Source organism: Roseococcus microcysteis (assembly GCF_014764365.1).
Taxonomy (GTDB): Bacteria; Pseudomonadota; Alphaproteobacteria; order Acetobacterales; family Acetobacteraceae; genus Roseococcus; species Roseococcus microcysteis.
Map to the genome: position 1 here is coordinate 1591607 of NZ_CP061718.1, position 16852 is coordinate 1608458.

The window sequence follows — 16852 nt, forward strand, 5'->3', positions numbered from 1 at the left end:
GCGCGGTCCCGGGCTTTCGCCGCCCTCATACGCCCCAGCGCCGGAGGGACCCGCGCGCATGGCTCGGCCCTTTGTCCAGCGCCGGGCGCATGTCAACCGAAACCGGCACGGAAAGCGCGAAAATTGGTGCCCGCTCCCATACATCGCCCCGCTTCGATGCGCTCTGGCGCCGAAGGCGTTGACGGCGAACGCCGCTGGACAGGGAGATACGCCAGGCGGGCACGGCTGGCGGGTGAAAGCGGCGCCAGAAACGCGAAACGCCCGAGGCCTTCCGGCTTCGGGCGCAACTATCGCTGCCCCATCTAGTCAAGATGCTGATCGGAGGTCAAGCCCCAATCCACGGTTCGGCCCGCGCCTCGGGCAGCAGGGGGTGCCAGCGCGTCAGCCGCCCATCACCGGCCAGGGCGAAGGCCAGGGCGCGCACCGCGCTCCACCACACCCGGTATTCCTCGCGCGCCGCATCGATCTCGGCCCAGGAGGGCGACCACGAGATGGGGCAGAACCCGTAGTCCCGCCCCTTGTCCAGCCACGTCACCTTCACCGTCCCATTCGCCTCGTGGATGTAGGGCCGCGCCTGCGGCACCTCGCCCACCATGGCGTCCGGCACCTCGCCGCGGGAGGCGCAGCGGATGACCAGGTGCGCCACCGGCAACCCCGCCACCTTCCCGCCCAGCTCCATCACGGCCCGATGCACCAGCTCGGCATCGGGGTGGAGGTCGCCGCGATCATGGCCCAGGCGGTCCACCCGCACCCCCAGCTCCGCGATGCGGGCCACGGCCGCGCAGCCGCAGGAGCTGCTTCCGTGGACCTCCACGCCATCGGCCGCCGCCTCCAGCCCGTGCAGGCCGACGCCGCGCCCGATCACCACATCGGCCCGCTGGTCGCGGTAGGTCCAGACCAGCAGCCGGTCCATGGGGATGGGCTGGCGGAGGGGGCGGACCATGCGCCGCACCCCGGCCATCACGCGGCCACCGCCTGCCGCGCCCGCCACTCCGCCAGGGTGGGGAAGCGGCCGGCGTCATGCCCGTTCTCCAGCCAGCGATCGAGGGCGCGCAGGTAGGCCTGGCCCTCCGGCGTGTCGCTGGTCGAAGCCGCGGGCGAGGGCCGGGGCTCGGCCAGGGCCTCCTCCACCGCCTTGGTGAAGTAGGCGAAGCTGGTGATGGTGGCCTGGCTGCGGCCTCGCACCCGGGTCACCACCTCCCGCAGCAGGTCCGGCGTGGCGCCCCGCGCCAGCCACATGCGGATCAGCGAGCCGTTGTAGCCGCCCCGCGCCGGGTCCATGCCCGCGATGGAGGCCAGCTCCTCCGTCAGGGCGTAAACCTCGCGCGCGTCTGATTGAGAAGATACTTCCTTGATTGAATCAGACGCGTGCGAGCTTTCCGGCTTTGGTTTCGTGGGTTTCCCCTCGACGGGCAGCAGGAGGTTGCCCTGGCGCCGCCGCATGGCCTCCTCCGGCGTCTCGCCCTTGCGCGGTCGCCCGCCTTTCCGGCCGTTTTCCGCCGCGCGGGAGGTGCGGGCCAGCAGCCCTTCCAGGGCGGGGCAGGAGAGCGCGCCCGCCGCGTCCCGCACCAGCAACCCGGTTTCCAGCAGGTTTCCGAGATAGGTTTCCACCTCGGAAACCGCGACGGAAACCAGAAGCGAAAGCCGGGGCGCATCCGAGAAGGGAATGACCCCGCCCGCCTCCGGCGCGGCCATGCGCTTCACGAGCTGAAGCATGAGCCACTTCGCACCGGCCGGCGCGACCATGAACAGGGGCAGCCCCATCAGCAGGGCTTCGAGGCGGGCGCAGAGGCAGCGGCTGGACATGGTTCGTTTCCGGTTTTCTAGGTTTCTGGGGCGGGGATCGGGGCCGGGCTCAATCCCCATCCGGCGGCGGCCGGCCGTCGTCGTCGAACCAGGCGCTCACGTCATGGAAGCGCAGGCGCACCGGCCCCACGGGGCCCTGCCGCTGCTTCGCGATGTCGAGTTCCGCGCGCCCCTCGGTCACGCGCAGGCGCTCCTGCCACTGGTGCACGCGCTCCAGGAAATCCTCTTCCTTCTCGCGCGGCTTGCGGGCGGGCTTGGCGCGCTTCAGGTAGTAGTGCTCGCGGTAGAGCAGCCCCACGATGTCGGCGTGCTGTTCGATCTCGCCGGAATCGCGCAGGTCGGACAGGCGGGGCCGCTGGTCCTCCCGGTTCTCCACGGCGCGGGAGAGCTGCGCCAGCGCCAGCACGGGCAGCGCCAAATCCACCGCCATGGCCTTCAGCTCCCGCGTGACGAGGCCGATTTCCTGCACGCGGTTGCCGTCGCGCACGCGCTCGGCGGGGCGCAGCAGGCCCAGATAGTCCACCACCACCAGATCGAGCCCGCCGCGGCGCTGCAGGCCGCGCGCATGGCCGCGCACCATGGCCGTGGTGGGGGCGCCGTGGTGCAGCCAGGTCAGCGGCAGGGCCGCCATGCGCCGCGCCTCCTCCCCCACCAGGCGCAGATCGGGCGAGTCCGTGGTCAGCGGCCGGGGCTCGCCGAGGCTGTCCAGGCCGAGGCCGCGCAGCACGGCGTTCAACGGGTAGCCGAGGCGCCCCGCCATCATCCGCGCCACGATGCTTTCGGCCACCATTTCGATGGTCACGAACAGCACGCGCGCGCCGGCCTCCGCCGCGCCCATGGCGATGCGCGCGCCCAGCGCCGTCTTGCCCATGGAGGCGCGGGCGCCGACCACCACCAGCTGCCCGCCGCGCAGCCCGCCCGTCATGCGGTCCAGCCCCGCGAGGCCGGTGGAGACGCCCGCCAGCCCACCCCCGCGCGCGATGGCGGCGGCCATGCTGTTCGCCGCCTGCCCGGCGACGGTGGCCATGTCCTGGACCGCACCCGGCGCGCCGTCCTGGGCCAGGGCGGCGAAGGAGGCATCGGCCCGGTCGCGGATTTCGGCGGCGGCCAGCTCGGGCTCCGCCGTGCCATAGGCCAGCTCCATGGCGTCCTGGGCGCGCTCGATGATCTGGCGGCGCAGCCAGCAATCATGGATCAGCCGGCCGTATTCCCCGGCGTTGATGATGCCCACCATGGCGGAGAGCAGCTGCGCCAGGTAGGCCGGGCCGCCCGCGTCATCCAGCGCGCCCGAATGCTCGAAGACATTCCGCAGGGTCACCGCATCGGCCAGCTGCCCGGCCTCGATACGGGCGCGCATGGCGGCGTAGATGCGGGCGTGGACGGGGTCCGCGAAGTGGTCCGCGCGCAGGAAATCCGCCACGCGATCATACGCCTTGTTGTTCGCCAGGATGGCGCCCAGGCAGGCCTGCTCCGCCTCCAGGTTGGCGGGCGGCAGGCGCACGGCCTCGGGGTGGCGCAGCAGGGAGTGGGCGCCGTCCATCACATGCCCAGCGCGCGCTTGTAGAGTTCGAGGAGGGTTTCCTCCTCCTCCAGCTCCGCCGGCTCGCGCTTGCGCTCACGGATCAGGCGGCGCAGCACCTTGGGCTCGAAGCCCGCCGACTTCGCCTCGGAGTAGATGTCCTTGATGTCGGCGGCGAGGGCCTTGCGCTCCTCCTCCAACCGCTCGACGCGCTCCACGATGGAGCGCAGGCGTTCGGCCGAGATGGGCGCGGCCTCGGCCTCGCGTTGCTGCTGTTCGGGGGCCACGCCGGTGAACTCCTCCAGGTCGGATTGGGGCTGGCCTGTCGCGGCCTCGCGCGCGGCGGCGCCGTGGATCTTCTGGACGGCGTCGCGGACCTCTTCCGCAAGGCTGCCCGTGCCGATGATCCGGAACGACGCCGAGATGGGCGTGATTCGCTCCGCCTCGCGGAGCGCGGCCCTGTCCGCGCGGGCACGCTGGTCAGGGCTGACCCTGGCACGGGCGCGCATCACGCCCGCCCCTCCGGCGCGTGGAGGGCGGCGCTGGCCTGGCGCAGCCCCAGCCCCACCATGGTCTGCACATGGGCCAGCTGCTCCGCGACGGTGCCGCCCAGCTGGCCATGGACCTTGGCGAAGCCGATCATCTCACCCAGCACATGGGCGGTGGCGGCGACGGTGGCGGCGGTGCCGTGGCGCGTCAGCAGGGGCGCCAGCGCGGCCAGGACGGACTGGCGCGCACGCTCCACATCGGCCGCGTGCTGCGCGTTGGTGGCGGTGGGGCAGGTCATCGGCGCATCTCCTCCGCCGCCGCGCGGCCATGGGCGATGATGAGGGCCACGAAGGCGGCACCCGTGACGGCGAGGAGGAGGCCGAGCGCGATCATCGGCCCGCCGCCCGCGCGAAGGCCGAGGCCACGGACCATTGCAGCCGCTTGTCCTCCAGCCGCTGCTGACTGGGCGCCACATGCGTCAGCGCGTGGCAGGCCGGGCAATAGGCGCTGTTCGGCACGCCATCGCGCCCGGTGCGGCGGGGCTGGTCGCAGAAGCGGCGCAGGGCCGGGCGGCGTTCCTCACCCCAGAGCGGATAGCGGCAGCCCTCGCCGGCGCGCATCGGCGCCACGCGCGGCATGGCGGAGGCGCGGACCTTGGCGGCCAGCTCCTGCACGGTGCGGGCGATGGCGGGTGTGGCGGCCATGGAACGCGCCGCGCCCAGGCCGGCCGCCAGCGCGGCCGCATGGGCCACCACCTGTTCCGACTTGCCCACCGACTGCGCCTTGGGCAGCACCACGCGCGGCGCCGCGGCACGCGCAGCGGCCTCGGCCACCGCTGCCGCGCCCCGCTTCTGCCCGCCGCGCGGGACGGGCATCCCCTGGTCCGTCAGACGCAGCCGGTGCGCCTTGCCCGTGACCTGGCCCTTCGTGAGCCCCATGCGGCGGGCGATCTCGGTGGTGCTGTAGCCGTCGCTCAACAGCTCGCGCAGCTTGGCCACCATCTCCGGCGTCCAGTCCGTCATCGCCACCACCTCCGCCGCCAGCCGCGGCTGGCGCGCTCGCGGCAGCGTTCGCCGAGCCAGTGGAACCCGTCACCGAGCGCCACGAAGACCCCTCCCAACCACTTCCAGGCTTTCACTCGTCGCAAAGTGGACCTCCAGCGCCGCCAGTTCGGCGCGCAGTTGGGCGGCGCGGGCGCGCCGCAGAGTGGAAAGGGCGGCATGGATGCGCTCCTCCGGGACCGAGGCGCCTTTCGCCTCGCCATAGGCGATGCCGCGGGCGGTGCGCTCCGCGATGCCGAGGGCATCGGCGGCCAGGCCGTAGCCCGCCTTCCGGCCGAAGACGCGCACGGCGAAGGCCACCACGTCCTCAACCTCAGGTGCGGAATAGAATTTCCATGCGCTCATGGGCGCGAACCTCCATCCTGGGACCCATGCAGCGGATCACCAGAGGGGCTGACGAAAGGCGGCCGGATGGCGCGGGGGGCGGGAACCCTCCGCGCCATCTTCTTCACGACCTGGTCCATGGCATGCGCCACCAGGGCCCGCATGGTGCGCGCGCAGTGGCGCGGCACGCGGCGGCGGGTGGCGCGGCGGCGGGGCATTCAGTCTTCACCCTTCGCGCGCGGCAGGGCCGCGATGCGCTCCGCTTCGGCGCGGGCGAGGATGTCGGCATTCTCCAACTCGACAGCCCAGGCCTGATTTCGCGCCTCCTGGGCATCACCGGCTTCACCGGCCAGCAGGCCGCCCAGCACGGCGGCGGCGCCGGCCGGAAGCACGGCCGTGAACACGCTGGCGCCATCCTTCGTGATGTGCAGCAGGCGAGAACCGCACGGGTGGCACCCCACATGGATTTTATGGACGGCCCCCTCATGCCGCAGCACGATCTCGGGCGCTGCGTGCCAATCCTGCGGCGGAGGGAACATGTTGGAGCTGTCGGGCATCATCGCTTTCCCGGATCAGTGGTGGACATGGAACCGCTGACGCTTCTGGCGCTGCTCGGCCTGGGCGGTGGCGCGCTGCTGATCCTGATGCGCCGCACGCGCGATGCGCCGCCGCGCACGACACGACGCCCCGCCGCCGCCCCACCGGCCAACCGCGCACCGGCCCCAGCCGCAACGCCGCCAACCCCGCCGGCCGCGCCGGCCGCGCCCCTCACCGGCCCGGGCACAGGCCCCAAGTTCGGGCTGCACTACCGCGACGCGAATGGCGAGGAGACCAACCGCCTCTTCACGCTGCATGAGGTGCAGGCCCGCATGGTGGACGGCGCGCCCTGGCCCTACGCCATTCGCGGCTGGTGCCATCTGCGAAAGGAGGAACGGACCTTCGCCGTGTCGCGCATCATCAGCCTGTTCGAGGTCTCGACGGGCGACCAGTTGACGGAACCGGCGGCCATTCGCGGCCTGCTTCGCCTCCTCTCCGGCCCCGGCCACGCCACCGCCCAGGACCGCCGCTTCGAGGGCGCGCGCGCGCTGGACCGCGCCGATGAGAACGCCATTGACCTCGCGGAGGATGAGCAACCGCGCGTTCGCCTGCGCTGGCGCACGGCCGGCGGCAAGGGCCAGGAACGGACCACCCACGCCCTGGTCCTGGCCTACATGCACATGGACCGCGGCGCGGCCGGGATTCTGGCCCGGCCCCTTCGCGGGAACGGCGAAGAAACTTGGTACTTCCTGGACCCGCAAGGCACGGGCGTGCGCCACCTGCTCGGCATCGAGACCGATAGCGGCGAGGCCCTGGAAGGCAAGGCGCTGGCCGAGTGGGTCGAGGCCCTGCATGTCCGCACCGGGGAACCGTGATGCCATCACGCGGCCTCCGGCGCCGATGCGGGGGGCTCCGCGGGCGTCTCCAACACCCGCGCCACCACCGCCTGCACCTGCTCCCACTTGCCCAGCCGGGGCTTGACACCCTCATGCTTCCATCGGTGCCAGGTGGCGCGATCGAGCCCCGCCTCCCGACACACGGAAGAGACGGAAACACCTCGCTCAACAAGGCGTCGCTCGATTTCGGCGATGGCGGCAACGTGGTCCATACCCTAAGCATATGCATAGCATAGCACTAAGCGCAAGCGCTTACCGCTCACTAAGCATATGCCATGCGGGCAGCCTGCGGCGCATGTCCACCACCCGCACCCCCACCCCCGCGCTGACCATGCTGGGGCAGGACGCCGCCCGAGAATGGGTGCTGCGCCTCGCCCACGACAAGCAGCAGGAGCTATCCAACCTCGCCCGGCGCGCCGGCATCGCCACCAGCACCCTCACGCGGGCGATGAACCCCGCACAAAATGGTAAGTTGACTCAGGCCACGCTGGAGAAGTTGTCTCGCGCCTACGGGGTGGAGATACCCAAGCATGTGCTCGATAGCGTCGAACCGGGCCGCCGCCGCTACTCGGCCGCACCCATGATCACCGGCCTTGGCCAGTTGCCGCCCGCGCCATCCGGCCCGAATGACGTGCCGATCTGGGGCGCGGTGCAGACGCACCGGCCGGGCTTTTTCCACGTCAACCATGCGGCGCTGGACCACGCGAAGCGCCCGCCAGGCGGGGCCGCCATCGCCCGCCTCGCCTGCATCCGTATGCCCGATGAAAGCATGGAGCCCTGGCGCATGGCGGGCGAGGCCATCTACCTCGACCCAAACCGGCCGATTGCCCTGATGAATCACGCGCTGGTTGAATGCATCGATCCGGCGCGCCCCAATGACCCCTCCCTCGCCTTCATCGCGCAGCGGCGGCGTGAAGGCTGGTATCTGCACGGCCCACGTGCCTTCCTGGACCTGGGTGCCCTTCAGATCATGGACCGGTATCGCATCCTGGAATGGGCGGAGCTGCTGGGATAGGCGCACCGCCAAAGCGCCTACCGCAACTTCGTCTCGCACACTTACGCATATGCCTTGACTAAGCATATGCACTAAGCACATGATGCCTTCGCAACCTGGAGGCACATGATGCACCCCAACACCCCCGGCATCGCCGCCCTGCTGCGCCTGAGCAGCGACGGCGATGCCCCCGCCAAGCCCCAGCCCGAGGCCGCCGCCGCGACCCTGCGTGAGCGCTACGCGGCGCTGATGCAGCGCCACGACCTCGCGCCCGGAGACCTGGTGGCGATGAAGCCCGGCTGGGAATGCCGGACGGAACCCAGCGCCGGCCTGCCCATGCTGCTGGTGGAGCTGGACCCCAACGCCGGGACGGACGCCAGCCGGGCCTTCGAGGCGACCGAGATGGCGCACCGCTGCGATGCCCTGTGCATCACGCTGGGGCGGGATGGCGACGCCGTCCTGCGCCGCTTCGACAGCCGCACCCTCATGCCCTGGACCGCGCCGGAGGCCCGCACCGATGGCTGACGCGCTGCCCGGCGCGCCCACCGCGGCCAACGACGCGCCCAACACCCCCGAGACCGCGCGCGAGGCCTGGACGCGCCACGGCCTCTCCCTGCTCAACGCCGCCCTCGCCGCCAGCGCGGCCGGGCAGCAGAAGGCCCCCACGCCATGACCGACACCCCCGCGCCCGAGGCCGCGCCGGTCCCCACCGCGCCCGGCTGGCTCATCCCGCCCGCGCAGGTCTATGGGCCGATTGCCCGCGCCGTGACGCGCGACAAGCGCATCGTCGAATTCACGCAGGTGGAGGCCGGCGGCCTCATCATCACCATCGAGGGCCACCGCAACGCGCTGGAGCTGGACCCGTTCCAGGCCGCCGCGCTCCGCGCCGCCCTGGCCGCGCAGGTGCCGGCATGAACGCGCAGCAGACCGTGGATGCCCTGGCGGTGGCCGCGAACGCCGCCGCACTGTGGTTCCGGGACCGCCAGCCCTACCGGCGGAAGCGCGCCGCGCAGTGGGATGCGCGCGCCCTGGCCTACCAGCAGGCCATCGGCCTGTTCCGGGCCTGCTACAGCCAGGCGGCGGCCCAGGATGCCGCGATGGAGGCACGCACGCAGCACGCGCAGCACCGGGCGGAGGCCTGGCGCGCGCTGGCCCGTGGCGATGCCGACACCGCCGCCCACCATCGGCGCCAGTCGCTGCTGTGGTGGGGCAAGGTGCCGAAGCTGCGGTGCGGGAGGGCGGTGCCATGAACGCGCCCGCCAGCTTCCATGACCTGGTGCGCGCGGCGCTGCGCCAGCCGGGCCTGACCAGCGATGCCTGCCTGCTGCTGGCGGATGCGCTGGACGAAATCCAGCACCCGCACGACGCCTCGCCCGAGGGCGCGAACGCGCGCGAGGAGGCCCGCGAGGTGGCCGAGGCCCTGCGCGCCCTCGCCCCCCTCTACAGCGCCACGCCCCTGCCCGAGGCCCCGGCGCGCAGCGTGGAGGACACGCTCGGCACGCCGCCGGCCTCGCATCTGTGGGTGCACCTGACGCCGCCCGATGACGGCCGCGCCTACCCCAGCGCGGCGCAGGTGCAGGAGTTGCTGGAGGCGCTGCGCCTGCCGCGTGGCCAGCTCCAATCCCTGCGCGAGGCCGCGGCGCTTCGGCGCTCAATCGCCGGTGTCGCGACTTTCGGCCGCACGGACGCCTACGCCGACCTGCTGTCCATCGTCCTCGCCCTCGCGGAGGAGCTGCCCCCATGACCCTGCGCGACATCCTGGGCGGCACGGCCTTCGCCGCCGCCATCTACGGCTGGCTCTGGCTCATGGCCATGGCCGAGGCGGTGTTGCTGCCATGACCCCCCGCCTCCTCACCCTCCCCGCCGAATCCTTCGACGGCTACGCGGCCTGCCTGAAGGACGTGCTGGACCTGCTGGACCGCGTGGCGCCTCAACCCGCCATCGCCCACGCCCCCGCCCTGCGCGTGGTGCTGGAGGAGCGCGCGGCGATGATGCCCGGCCTGCTGAAACTGCGGCGGCCCCTGCCCACGCCGGCCGTGGTGCGCGGCGCCCTGACGCCCGAGGCCGAGGCCGAGCTGCGCGCGTGGCAGGCTTCCAATCCCGCCCCGGCACTCCTCTCCCCGCAACAGGCCGAATGGCCCTGGACGCCGGAGCGCGACGCCGCCCTGCTGGAGTGGGGCGCCACCACGCAGGATGACGTGCTGTTGCTGGAGGTGGTGAACGCCCTCCCCGGCCCGCGCCTGGACAGCCGCGCCGCCATCCGCACCCGCCTCGATTGGCTGCGCTACCAGGCCGACGACGCCGCCCAGCGCGCCGAGGAAACCCAGGACGGCCTCGCGGATGCGGTGGCCGAGGCCACGCCCGCGGCGCCGGCCAACCGCCGCGAGATCGAGCCCGACCCGAACGCCCGCACCTATGGCTCCGTCTGGACCGAGGAACGCAAGACCTTCGCGCGCGAGCATGGGCCGCGCATGACCACCCGGGCCCTGTGGGAGGCCCTGAATCGTCTGCCCGGCCCGCGCATCGCCACAGCGGACAGCATGCGCAAGCGGCTGCGTGTGCTGGGCGTCACAACCCTCATGCCCGGCCCGGCCATCACCCCCGACATGTCGGAGGCCGAACGTACGGCGGCGCGGGCCGAACAGATGCGCCTGTTGGCCGTCGCCTCCGGCGCGGCTGACTGGACGCCGGAACGCTTGGCGCTGCTGCGCGCGGAGTATGCGACGGCGCCGACGCTGGAGGACTTGCGCGGGCGCATCAACGCCATGCCCGGCAACCCGATCGCGAGCGTGGACAGCATGTCCTACAAGGCCCGCGTCCTGGGCTTGGTGCGGCCCCGCATCGCGCCGCGCTTCGCGGGCCATCGCGCGGCAATGCTGCGGCCGGAGGCCACGCCCATCGCCATCGCCACCGCAACCGCCCAGGCGCCCGAGCAGGTGGCCGAGGACCTGGCCCAAGCTGAGTACGGCACCGCCGCCGCGCTGGAACCCAAGCCCGACCATTTTGCGGACGCGCGCAAGATGGTCGAACCCGGCAAGGAAGCGCCGCCCGAAGCGCCAACCATCAAGCCGGACGTGAAGGTTGCCACCCCAGCAACCATTCAGCCGCCCTCAAAGGTTGCGCCCCCGGCGCCGCGCAGCCTCAAGGCCACCACGCCCTGGATCGCCGCCGCCGTCGCCCCCGTGGCCGCGACGCTCAGCCCCTGGGCCAGCACCAACCCCTACCGCCTGACGGAGGAGGCCGAGGCCGAGGCCCTGGCCATGCTCCGCGCCGGCCAGGGCGCCAAGGCCATGCACGAGGAGTTCGGTGGCCGCCTGGATTGGTGGCAGCGGTGGTGCGGCGAGAAGCGCCAGGAAGGGAGGGCGGCGTGATGGCGATCGACATTCCCCGCGTCCAGGGCGCCATCCGGAACGCCTACGGCACCGACCTCTACCGCACGCCGGGCAAGGCGCCGGTCATGAACCACGAGGCCCTGGTCAAGCTGCGCGCGCTGCACGACCAAGGCCATGTCGTTCTGGACGAGAGCGAGGCGCCCATCATGCTCATTGGCGGGAAGGCGGCCATCGGCCATGCCTTCGTCAGCGTGCCGGAGGGGGTCTGATGCCCGCCACCTGCGAAACCTGCCGCTGGTGGAGCAAGCCGCCCAACGGCCTCCCGCGCGGATCGGACGGCTTCTGCCATCGCTTCCCGCCACAGATGGTCATGGCGCTGGCCATGGACCGGATCGAGCCTCGCGCGGAATGGCCGCGCGTCTCCGCCCTCCAATGGTGCGGCGAGCACTCCGCGAAGGACGACGCCCATGCCCGATGAAGCCGACCTCGCCGCCGACCGTGAATCCGTGTGGCTCGCCCGCACCATCGAGGCCCACCGCCCGCGCCCTCAGCCCGGCCGCCTGCTCTGCGAGGACTGCGAGGAACCCATCCCCGAGCTGCGCCGCCAGGCCCTGCCCTCGGCCACGCGCTGCATCCGCTGCCAATCCGCCCTGGAGAACCGCAATGCCTGACACCCCCTTCGCCATCCAGGCCGGCGCGCTGCGCCAGGCGCTGGCCTTCACCCCGCGCATCATCTCCCGGCGCAACACCATCCCCATCCTCTCCCACGTCCTGCTGCGGGCCGAGGCGGGCGGGCTGACCATGCGCGCGACGGACATGGAGGTGCACTTCACCACCACCGCCGAAGGCAGCGGCGACCTGCCGGCCGTCACCGTGGCCCCCGGCCCGCTGCTGACCATGCTGGCCATCCTGCCGCCGGAGGAGACGGTGGAACTCTCCATCGCCCAGGCCGGCCAGCTGGAGCTTTCGGCCGGCGCCACCCGCGCCAAGCTCTTCACCATGCCGCCGGAGGACATGCCGACCGGCGGCGAGTGGACGCCCACCGCATCCTGGACCATCCAGGCCGGCGCGCTGCGCACCTTGCTGCGCCGCCCCTTCCACGCCATCAGCACGGAGGAGACGCGGTACTACCTCCGCGGCATCTACCTCCACCCCGCCGAGGCCGAGGGCCAGCGCCAGCTCCGCGCCGCCGCGACAGATGGGCACCGGATGATGGTGGCGCACACGGACATGCCCGAGGGGCTGGAGGGCACCATGCCCGCCCAGATCATCCCGCGCGCCACCCTGGCCCATCTGCTGACGCTGCTGCCCCGCCTGCCGGACAACCACCCGCTGACGGTGCGGCAGAGCGACACCACCATCGAGATCACCCCCGGCCGGGCCTGGACGCTGCGCAGCAAGGTGATCGACGGGACCTTCCCGGACTACGGGCGGGTGATTCCCACGGGCGATGGCACGCCGGTGGAGGTGAAGGATGCCGCCGCCCTCTCCCGCGCCATCACCCTGGCCACGGCGCTGAGCCTGGAGCGCAGCCGGCCCATCGCCTTCTCCAACGGGGATGGGAACAGCGTGCGCCTGACCGGCCGCAGCGCCGAGGAGGGCGAGGTCTCGACCACCGTCCCGGCCGAGACGGCGGCCTGGGCCAGCAACCGGCCGCACCACACCTTCGGCGTGCAGGCCCGCTACATGCAGGATCTGTGCGCGACCTTCCGCACGGGCTTCCGGATGCGCGTGCAGGACGGCAGCAGCCCCATCCGCGTGGAGGGCGCGGAGGGCCTGGCCGTCCTGATGCCGATGCGGGTTTAGGGGGGTGGGGATGGCCAGCACCCCGCTACCGCGCCGCCAAGCCGCGCCCGGGGCCGTGTGCTGCGTTAGGTGCCAGCAGGCACGGGAGAGCCGTCATGGGCGGTGATCCAAAGCCCACCCCGATCCGCGGCCACGCGAATGGGGCCGTGGTGGTTCACATCCTACCCACCGCCACACCCCAGCACCTGCGCGACATGGCGGCGACGCTGCGGCGCGAGGCGGATGAGATGGAGGCGCGGAATGGATAGCTTTGGCCTTTTTCTGTGCGCGTTTCTGCTGTGGGCGTGGCTGTGGCCTCACACGTTCGGTCGGTGGCTCGGCCATATCGTGCGCGGGACCCGGAGCGCTATCAACGACAAGGATTTGCCCGATGCCGACCCATGATTCGATGCCGCCTGACGACGAGGCGCGCGCTGTGGTCTGGATTGAAATGCCGAAGGGCAGCATCCGCCGCGCAATCCACGAGGCGGCGCAGAGCTACCGGAGATGGGAAGCCGCAAAAGCCGCCGTCCGCGTTCGGCCCTGTGAACCGTTCCTTCCGCCCGCCCAGCAGGACACGCGCGAAGGGGGTGGGTGATGGCACACCGCTATGTGGACCGGCTTGGCCGCGTGATCACGGACCCCGAGACGATTGAGGCGCGCCGACTGATGAGCCTGCTGACGCGCCTGGAGAACAAGGCCGTCAAGCGCGGCGATTTCGTCACCGTGAAGGAACTGGCGGCATCAGCGAAGCTGGAGCCCGCCCGCGTGGTCGAGATCATCCGCAGCTTCGACATGTGGCTCTGGGGCCTCACCGAGAAGGGAGAGATGGCGGACTGGCTCGTGTGGACGGACGGTGAGTGATGCCTGACGCGCCGCCGCAAAGCCTAGGCCAGCCGCCGCTCCTCCACTTGGCACGCCTCGCACCGCCAGAACTGCATGATTTTCCGCATGTCCGGCTGGGGGAACGTGCGCCGCATACGCAGGGCCCGCGCGCCGCATGCCTTGCACACATCGGGCGGCCACCGGTCAGGCGGGCCCAACCGCTCACGAAGGTCTGCCAGCTCTCGCTCCAGCGCATCGATGCGGTCAGGGGCTGCCTTGAGCTTCTTCCACTCGTCCCACCTGTCCAGCAGCCCCAGGAGGTCGGTCAAACCAACCATGCGTGATCTCCCCATCATCTTCAGCGCACCCATGGTGCGCGCCCTTCTGGCCGGCCGGAAGACGCAGACGCGGCGGCTGGCTTACCGGGACACGACGACGAACCGGGCCGGCGAGACCTATGGCCTCAACGCGACCTCATGGAAGCGCGTGCAGCCCGGCGACCGGCTGTGGGTTCGCGAGAACTATGCGCGCGTGGGCGACAACCCCGACGACATCCACGCCTGCCCCGACCTGCGCGTGCACGCCTACTACGCGGCAGACAGCGTCGTACCGGCCGAACTTCGCTGGCGCCCCTCCATCCACATGCCCCGCTGGGCCTCGCGCCTGACGCTGACGGTCACCGCGGTGCGGGTGGAGCGGTTGCAGGCGATCAGCGAGGCGGATGCCAAGGCCGAGGGCTATGACTGGCGAGGCGCCGATCCTTATGTGCCTTGCGGGCAAAACGCGGTCCTTTGGTTCTCTGGCCTCTGGAACACCCTCCACAAGCCGCCCCACGCCTGGGCCGACAACCCGGAGGTGGTGGCCATCACCTTCACCGTGGCGCAGCGGAACATCGACCATGGCTGAGGTCGAGCCGATGGGGCCGCCGTCCCCGCAGGAAACGCTGGTCGAGAGGCTCCGATCCCTAACCCGCGACTTCGACCCTCCGGGGGCCTATTGGGTGTGGGATGTGGCCAACCGCTTCGTGTGCGAGAACTACTGCCCCGATCACATTGGGGCGGCCGTCGCGTCGGCCGGGGTGTCGGGGCTTTGGTGCGATGATCCGACCTTAGAGCCACCACACGAGGATGGGGGCTACAAGGCGGCATGCGTTGATTGCTCGATAGCGTGCGCGACCTGCGGCAAGACTCTGGCCTACACCCTGTCCGACTTTGGCGCGCTGGAAGAGCTCAATCACTTCATGGAAGCCGAGGGGCCGCTAAGCCCCGAGCAGGCCTACGAACTGCTCGCCGCCGTTGAGGCGGTTGAGGACCTGACGGCGCATGAAGCGACGCGGCTGCTGGAACTCGCCAACGCGCCGCTGCGATGTGAGGCCCCCGATGCCTGACGCCGACCCATCCCAGGCCCGCCGCGCAAAGCGCATGGCCCGGATCGACGCCATGCCGGCCGATATCCGCGCCTGCGTGCACGAGTATGGCCTCACCGTCGTGCAGGCGATGATGGAGGGCGGCGTGAAGAAGGCCAAGCACATGCACCACATCGTCCGGGTGGTGCGCGAGGGTTCCTACCAGGGGCCGCGCGACGGGAAGCCCGCGTGGGTCGCACCCAATGCCTGACGGTCACCACCCGCCCGCCTGGCCGCTCCTGCTGGACGAGGCCGGCGCCGCGCGCTTCCTCTCCATGTCGCAGCGGGACTTTCGCGCAGCCCTCGCCGCGGGCCTTGTGCCCGCCGGCCGCCGCCCCAGCGACATGGCCGCCGCCGGCCTGCTGGACCCCGCCCACGCCGCCCGCCTGGCCACCCTGGGCCCCCTCTGGCACCGCGGCGAGATCGAGGCCCACGCCGCCCGCCTGTGGGGGCTGGAGGGCCAGGGCAGCGTGGGGCAGGCTACCGCCCGCATCACCGCCCTGGACGCCCTGCATGCCTTCCAGCCGCCCCGCACCCGCCCCGCCCGAGCTGCGACACCTCAAGCGCGTCCGACGCGGGGATAGGGTCTGGCTCTACTACCGGCGCGGGCGCCAGCAATGGGCCCTGCCGGGCCCCGAGGGCAGCGCCGCCTTCCTGCTGGCCTATGAGCGGGTGCACGCCGCCTACGGCACGCTACAGGCCGCCGCGCCTCGCCAGCAGCCGGGCACGGTGGACGCGGCAATCACGCTCTACCTCGCCAGCGCGGACTTCCTGCAGCTCGCCCCCAAGACGCAGGCGGACTATCGCCGCGTGCTGGACGGCTTCCGGGGGGCCTTCGGCGCCCTGCCGCTGATGGCGCTGGACGCCGGGTGGTGGGAGGCCCTGCGCGCAAAGCACGTGGCGGCGCCCGACGCCTGGAACCGGCTGCGCGCCCGCATGAAGGACGTGGTCGCGCTCTACCGCCGCATGAACCCGCACCTGGTCACCGCGAATCCACTGGCCGAGGTGAAGCGCCTCAAGACGGGCCGCAGCGACCAGAACCGCGCCTGGCCATTGGACGTGCTGGCGAAGGTGATGGCGGCCGCCACGCCCGAATTCCGGGCGCTGCTGACCGGCTACCTGCTGACCGCGCAGAGAGGGGGAGATGTGACCGGGTGGCGCCGCAGCGCCTACCGCGAGGCCGAGCGCCAACTGCACCTGGTGCAGGGCAAGACGGATGTGGAGCGCGTGCTGCACGTGCCCGAGGCGCTGGCCGAGGCCTTCCGCCTGACGGAGGGGCGCGCCGATGGCCGGCTGTTCGCGACACCGCGCGGCCGGCCCTGGACCGTCCTGAACGCGCAGGAGACGCTACGGCGGCTGCTCGAACAGCTGGGCCTGCCCCGCTACACGCTGCACGGGCTACGGGCCACGGGCCCCACCGCGGCGAAACTGCGCGGCCTGGACAATCGCATGCTGCGCGAGCTGACGGGCCACACCAGCGACAGCAACCTGGAGATCTATCTGCGCGGCGCGGGCGGCTACACCTCCGCGCGGGCGGTGCAGGAGACGCTGGAGGAGGTCTTCGGCGCGACAATCGAGGCCGCAGAGGCCGCCGGCAACACCCGCCGCTATGCCGGCGTGACGGGCCGCGCGGCGGCGAAAAAGGTCCGGTCTGAGGTGGAAACTGCCCTGGCAACTGGCAACTCAGACCATGGGCGAGACAGGCGCAAAGTGGCGAAAGTCTAAGGTGGCGTCCCGTACGGGATTCGAACCCGTGCTGCCAACGTGAAAGGCTGGTGTCCTAGGCCTCTAGACGAACGGGACAAGCGCTGGGCCGTCGCATAGAGGCCCCCCCGCCATAGGTCAAGCCGGGGTGGCCCTCGGTTGTGGAATACAGTGG

29 protein-coding genes and 1 tRNA gene are annotated in these 16852 nt (G+C 71.8%); 19 read left to right on the forward strand and 11 right to left on the reverse strand.

The window, feature by feature from the left end; genetic code table 11:
- Positions 1-325 precede the first annotated feature (325 nt).
- The 8 genes from ICW72_RS07550 to ICW72_RS07585 form a co-directional block, all read right to left on the reverse strand.
- The gene (locus ICW72_RS07550) at positions 326-943 is read right to left on the reverse strand and encodes a hypothetical protein (RefSeq protein WP_191085638.1); all 618 of its coding nucleotides are present in this window, start codon (positions 941-943) and stop codon (positions 326-328) included.
- Positions 944-960: 17 nt separating this feature from the next.
- Positions 961-1806, reverse strand: coding sequence for a hypothetical protein (locus ICW72_RS07555; protein ID WP_191085639.1), 846 nt, complete (start codon positions 1804-1806; stop codon positions 961-963).
- 49 nt (positions 1807-1855) lie between these two features.
- Positions 1856-3346, reverse strand: coding sequence for a DnaB-like helicase C-terminal domain-containing protein (locus tag ICW72_RS07560; protein WP_191085640.1), 1491 nt, complete (start codon positions 3344-3346; stop codon positions 1856-1858).
- Positions 3346-3612: a DUF2312 domain-containing protein gene (locus ICW72_RS07565; RefSeq protein ID WP_191086175.1), complete on the reverse strand. Its 267-nt coding sequence runs from the start codon at positions 3610-3612 to the stop codon at positions 3346-3348. Before ICW72_RS07565 ends, ICW72_RS07560 begins: the two co-directional genes overlap by 1 nt.
- A 221-nt stretch (positions 3613-3833) precedes the next feature.
- Positions 3834-4112, reverse strand: a complete 279-nt coding sequence (locus tag ICW72_RS07570; RefSeq protein ID WP_191085641.1) for a hypothetical protein — start codon at positions 4110-4112, stop codon at positions 3834-3836.
- Positions 4113-4203: 91 nt separating this feature from the next.
- On the reverse strand, positions 4204-4836 hold the full coding sequence (locus ICW72_RS07575; protein ID WP_191085642.1) for a GcrA family cell cycle regulator: 633 nt from the start codon (positions 4834-4836) through the stop codon (positions 4204-4206).
- A 69-nt stretch (positions 4837-4905) separates the two neighbouring features.
- Positions 4906-5220: a hypothetical protein gene (locus ICW72_RS07580; RefSeq protein ID WP_191085643.1), complete on the reverse strand. Its 315-nt coding sequence runs from the start codon at positions 5218-5220 to the stop codon at positions 4906-4908.
- A 197-nt stretch (positions 5221-5417) separates the two neighbouring features.
- Complete coding sequence (locus tag ICW72_RS07585) at positions 5418-5738, reverse strand: hypothetical protein (RefSeq protein ID WP_191085644.1); 321 nt, start codon at positions 5736-5738, stop codon at positions 5418-5420.
- A gap of 45 nt (positions 5739-5783) precedes the next feature.
- Here ICW72_RS07585 and ICW72_RS07590 point away from each other — a divergent pair, with 45 nt between their 5' ends.
- Positions 5784-6611, forward strand: coding sequence for a hypothetical protein (locus tag ICW72_RS07590; RefSeq protein ID WP_191085645.1), 828 nt, complete (start codon positions 5784-5786; stop codon positions 6609-6611).
- A gap of 5 nt (positions 6612-6616) precedes the next feature.
- On the opposite strand, the gene ICW72_RS07595 is transcribed toward ICW72_RS07590, so the two are convergent.
- Positions 6617-6844 carry a helix-turn-helix domain-containing protein gene (locus ICW72_RS07595; RefSeq protein ID WP_191085646.1) on the reverse strand — a complete coding sequence of 76 codons (228 nt, stop codon included), beginning with the start codon at positions 6842-6844 and terminating at the stop codon, positions 6617-6619.
- 83 nt (positions 6845-6927) lie between these two features.
- On the opposite strand from ICW72_RS07595, the gene ICW72_RS07600 reads away from it, so the two are divergent.
- The 13 genes from ICW72_RS07600 to ICW72_RS07655 all read left to right on the forward strand — a co-directional run bounded on the left by ICW72_RS07600 (position 6928) and on the right by ICW72_RS07655 (position 13607).
- Positions 6928-7647: a helix-turn-helix domain-containing protein gene (locus tag ICW72_RS07600; protein WP_191085647.1), complete on the forward strand. Its 720-nt coding sequence runs from the start codon at positions 6928-6930 to the stop codon at positions 7645-7647.
- 105 nt (positions 7648-7752) lie between these two features.
- Positions 7753-8151 (forward strand): hypothetical protein, encoded by a 399-nt coding sequence (locus ICW72_RS07605; protein WP_191085648.1) that lies wholly within the window; start codon positions 7753-7755, stop codon positions 8149-8151.
- On the forward strand, positions 8144-8299 hold the full coding sequence (locus tag ICW72_RS07610; protein WP_191085649.1) for a hypothetical protein: 156 nt from the start codon (positions 8144-8146) through the stop codon (positions 8297-8299). Before ICW72_RS07605 ends, ICW72_RS07610 begins: the two co-directional genes overlap by 8 nt.
- Positions 8296-8541, forward strand: a complete 246-nt coding sequence (locus ICW72_RS07615; RefSeq protein WP_191085650.1) for a hypothetical protein — start codon at positions 8296-8298, stop codon at positions 8539-8541. The genes ICW72_RS07610 and ICW72_RS07615 overlap by 4 nt, the downstream gene beginning before the upstream one ends.
- Positions 8538-8876 carry a hypothetical protein gene (locus tag ICW72_RS07620; RefSeq protein WP_191085651.1) on the forward strand — a complete coding sequence of 113 codons (339 nt, stop codon included), beginning with the start codon at positions 8538-8540 and terminating at the stop codon, positions 8874-8876. The genes ICW72_RS07615 and ICW72_RS07620 overlap by 4 nt, the downstream gene beginning before the upstream one ends.
- Positions 8873-9370 (forward strand): hypothetical protein, encoded by a 498-nt coding sequence (locus tag ICW72_RS07625; RefSeq protein WP_191085652.1) that lies wholly within the window; start codon positions 8873-8875, stop codon positions 9368-9370. The genes ICW72_RS07620 and ICW72_RS07625 overlap by 4 nt, the downstream gene beginning before the upstream one ends.
- A gap of 91 nt (positions 9371-9461) precedes the next feature.
- Positions 9462-10997, forward strand: coding sequence for a hypothetical protein (locus ICW72_RS07630; RefSeq protein ID WP_191085653.1), 1536 nt, complete (start codon positions 9462-9464; stop codon positions 10995-10997).
- The gene (locus ICW72_RS07635; RefSeq protein WP_191085654.1) at positions 10997-11227 is read left to right on the forward strand and encodes a hypothetical protein; all 231 of its coding nucleotides are present in this window, start codon (positions 10997-10999) and stop codon (positions 11225-11227) included. Before ICW72_RS07630 ends, ICW72_RS07635 begins: the two co-directional genes overlap by 1 nt.
- On the forward strand, positions 11227-11436 hold the full coding sequence (locus tag ICW72_RS07640) for a hypothetical protein (protein ID WP_191085655.1): 210 nt from the start codon (positions 11227-11229) through the stop codon (positions 11434-11436). The genes ICW72_RS07635 and ICW72_RS07640 overlap by 1 nt, the downstream gene beginning before the upstream one ends.
- Positions 11426-11629, forward strand: coding sequence for a TraR/DksA family transcriptional regulator (locus tag ICW72_RS07645; protein ID WP_191085656.1), 204 nt, complete (start codon positions 11426-11428; stop codon positions 11627-11629). Before ICW72_RS07640 ends, ICW72_RS07645 begins: the two co-directional genes overlap by 11 nt.
- Entirely contained in the window at positions 11622-12764 is a 1143-nt protein-coding gene (gene dnaN, locus ICW72_RS07650; protein ID WP_191085657.1) for a DNA polymerase III subunit beta, read from the forward strand. Before ICW72_RS07645 ends, dnaN begins: the two co-directional genes overlap by 8 nt.
- A gap of 10 nt (positions 12765-12774) precedes the next feature.
- The gene (locus tag ICW72_RS21305; RefSeq protein WP_408639222.1) at positions 12775-12870 is read left to right on the forward strand and encodes a TraR/DksA C4-type zinc finger protein; all 96 of its coding nucleotides are present in this window, start codon (positions 12775-12777) and stop codon (positions 12868-12870) included.
- Positions 12871-13340: 470 nt separating this feature from the next.
- Positions 13341-13607 carry a hypothetical protein gene (locus ICW72_RS07655; protein WP_191085658.1) on the forward strand — a complete coding sequence of 89 codons (267 nt, stop codon included), beginning with the start codon at positions 13341-13343 and terminating at the stop codon, positions 13605-13607.
- Positions 13608-13630: 23 nt separating this feature from the next.
- Here the strand turns inward: ICW72_RS07655 and ICW72_RS07660 are convergent, their stop codons facing one another.
- Positions 13631-13939 carry a hypothetical protein gene (locus ICW72_RS07660; RefSeq protein ID WP_191086360.1) on the reverse strand — a complete coding sequence of 103 codons (309 nt, stop codon included), beginning with the start codon at positions 13937-13939 and terminating at the stop codon, positions 13631-13633.
- On the opposite strand from ICW72_RS07660, the gene ICW72_RS07665 reads away from it, so the two are divergent.
- The 5 genes from ICW72_RS07665 to ICW72_RS07685 are packed head-to-tail and all read left to right on the forward strand — an operon-like array spanning position 13938 to position 16698.
- Positions 13938-14474, forward strand: coding sequence for a hypothetical protein (locus ICW72_RS07665; RefSeq protein ID WP_223880897.1), 537 nt, complete (start codon positions 13938-13940; stop codon positions 14472-14474). The genes ICW72_RS07660 and ICW72_RS07665 overlap by 2 nt on opposite strands.
- Complete coding sequence (locus ICW72_RS07670) at positions 14467-14955, forward strand: hypothetical protein (protein ID WP_191085660.1); 489 nt, start codon at positions 14467-14469, stop codon at positions 14953-14955. The genes ICW72_RS07665 and ICW72_RS07670 overlap by 8 nt, the downstream gene beginning before the upstream one ends.
- A gap of 34 nt (positions 14956-14989) precedes the next feature.
- Positions 14990-15184, forward strand: coding sequence for a hypothetical protein (locus tag ICW72_RS07675; protein WP_191085661.1), 195 nt, complete (start codon positions 14990-14992; stop codon positions 15182-15184).
- A complete protein-coding gene (locus ICW72_RS07680; protein ID WP_191085662.1) occupies positions 15177-15557 on the forward strand; it encodes a hypothetical protein in 381 nt (126 codons plus the stop codon). The genes ICW72_RS07675 and ICW72_RS07680 overlap by 8 nt, the downstream gene beginning before the upstream one ends.
- Complete coding sequence (locus tag ICW72_RS07685) at positions 15487-16698, forward strand: tyrosine-type recombinase/integrase (RefSeq protein ID WP_191085663.1); 1212 nt, start codon at positions 15487-15489, stop codon at positions 16696-16698. The genes ICW72_RS07680 and ICW72_RS07685 overlap by 71 nt, the downstream gene beginning before the upstream one ends.
- A gap of 2 nt (positions 16699-16700) precedes the next feature.
- Here ICW72_RS07685 and ICW72_RS07690 read toward each other — a convergent pair.
- A tRNA-Glu gene (locus ICW72_RS07690) sits at positions 16701-16776 on the reverse strand.
- Positions 16777-16852 lie beyond the last annotated feature (76 nt).

Bases quoted from the DNA above. Each gene is read 5' to 3' on its own strand.
- ICW72_RS07550 (WP_191085638.1), bottom strand. From the start codon at position 943: ATGGTCCGCCCCCTCCGCCAGCCCATCCCCATGGACCGGCTGCTGGTC.
- ICW72_RS07555 (WP_191085639.1), bottom strand. From the start codon at position 1,806: ATGTCCAGCCGCTGCCTCTGCGCCCGCCTCGAAGCCCTGCTGATGGGG.
- ICW72_RS07560 (WP_191085640.1), bottom strand. From the start codon at position 3,346: ATGGACGGCGCCCACTCCCTGCTGCGCCACCCCGAGGCCGTGCGCCTG.
- ICW72_RS07570 (WP_191085641.1), bottom strand. From the start codon at position 4,112: ATGACCTGCCCCACCGCCACCAACGCGCAGCACGCGGCCGATGTGGAG.
- ICW72_RS07575 (WP_191085642.1), bottom strand. From the start codon at position 4,836: ATGACGGACTGGACGCCGGAGATGGTGGCCAAGCTGCGCGAGCTGTTG.
- ICW72_RS07580 (WP_191085643.1), bottom strand. From the start codon at position 5,220: ATGAGCGCATGGAAATTCTATTCCGCACCTGAGGTTGAGGACGTGGTG.
- ICW72_RS07585 (WP_191085644.1), bottom strand. From the start codon at position 5,738: ATGTTCCCTCCGCCGCAGGATTGGCACGCAGCGCCCGAGATCGTGCTG.
- ICW72_RS07590 (WP_191085645.1), top strand. From the start codon at position 5,784: ATGGAACCGCTGACGCTTCTGGCGCTGCTCGGCCTGGGCGGTGGCGCG.
- ICW72_RS07595 (WP_191085646.1), bottom strand. From the start codon at position 6,844: ATGGACCACGTTGCCGCCATCGCCGAAATCGAGCGACGCCTTGTTGAG.
- ICW72_RS07600 (WP_191085647.1), top strand. From the start codon at position 6,928: ATGTCCACCACCCGCACCCCCACCCCCGCGCTGACCATGCTGGGGCAG.
- ICW72_RS07605 (WP_191085648.1), top strand. From the start codon at position 7,753: ATGATGCACCCCAACACCCCCGGCATCGCCGCCCTGCTGCGCCTGAGC.
- ICW72_RS07610 (WP_191085649.1), top strand. From the start codon at position 8,144: ATGGCTGACGCGCTGCCCGGCGCGCCCACCGCGGCCAACGACGCGCCC.
- ICW72_RS07615 (WP_191085650.1), top strand. From the start codon at position 8,296: ATGACCGACACCCCCGCGCCCGAGGCCGCGCCGGTCCCCACCGCGCCC.
- ICW72_RS07620 (WP_191085651.1), top strand. From the start codon at position 8,538: ATGAACGCGCAGCAGACCGTGGATGCCCTGGCGGTGGCCGCGAACGCC.
- ICW72_RS07625 (WP_191085652.1), top strand. From the start codon at position 8,873: ATGAACGCGCCCGCCAGCTTCCATGACCTGGTGCGCGCGGCGCTGCGC.
- ICW72_RS07630 (WP_191085653.1), top strand. From the start codon at position 9,462: ATGACCCCCCGCCTCCTCACCCTCCCCGCCGAATCCTTCGACGGCTAC.
- ICW72_RS07635 (WP_191085654.1), top strand. From the start codon at position 10,997: ATGGCGATCGACATTCCCCGCGTCCAGGGCGCCATCCGGAACGCCTAC.
- ICW72_RS07640 (WP_191085655.1), top strand. From the start codon at position 11,227: ATGCCCGCCACCTGCGAAACCTGCCGCTGGTGGAGCAAGCCGCCCAAC.
- ICW72_RS07645 (WP_191085656.1), top strand. From the start codon at position 11,426: ATGCCCGATGAAGCCGACCTCGCCGCCGACCGTGAATCCGTGTGGCTC.
- dnaN (WP_191085657.1), top strand. From the start codon at position 11,622: ATGCCTGACACCCCCTTCGCCATCCAGGCCGGCGCGCTGCGCCAGGCG.
- ICW72_RS21305 (WP_408639222.1), top strand. From the start codon at position 12,775: ATGGCCAGCACCCCGCTACCGCGCCGCCAAGCCGCGCCCGGGGCCGTG.
- ICW72_RS07655 (WP_191085658.1), top strand. From the start codon at position 13,341: ATGGCACACCGCTATGTGGACCGGCTTGGCCGCGTGATCACGGACCCC.
- ICW72_RS07665 (WP_223880897.1), top strand. From the start codon at position 13,938: ATGGTGCGCGCCCTTCTGGCCGGCCGGAAGACGCAGACGCGGCGGCTG.
- ICW72_RS07660 (WP_191086360.1), bottom strand. From the start codon at position 13,939: ATGGGTGCGCTGAAGATGATGGGGAGATCACGCATGGTTGGTTTGACC.
- ICW72_RS07670 (WP_191085660.1), top strand. From the start codon at position 14,467: ATGGCTGAGGTCGAGCCGATGGGGCCGCCGTCCCCGCAGGAAACGCTG.
- ICW72_RS07675 (WP_191085661.1), top strand. From the start codon at position 14,990: ATGGCCCGGATCGACGCCATGCCGGCCGATATCCGCGCCTGCGTGCAC.
- ICW72_RS07680 (WP_191085662.1), top strand. From the start codon at position 15,177: ATGCCTGACGGTCACCACCCGCCCGCCTGGCCGCTCCTGCTGGACGAG.
- ICW72_RS07685 (WP_191085663.1), top strand. From the start codon at position 15,487: ATGCCTTCCAGCCGCCCCGCACCCGCCCCGCCCGAGCTGCGACACCTC.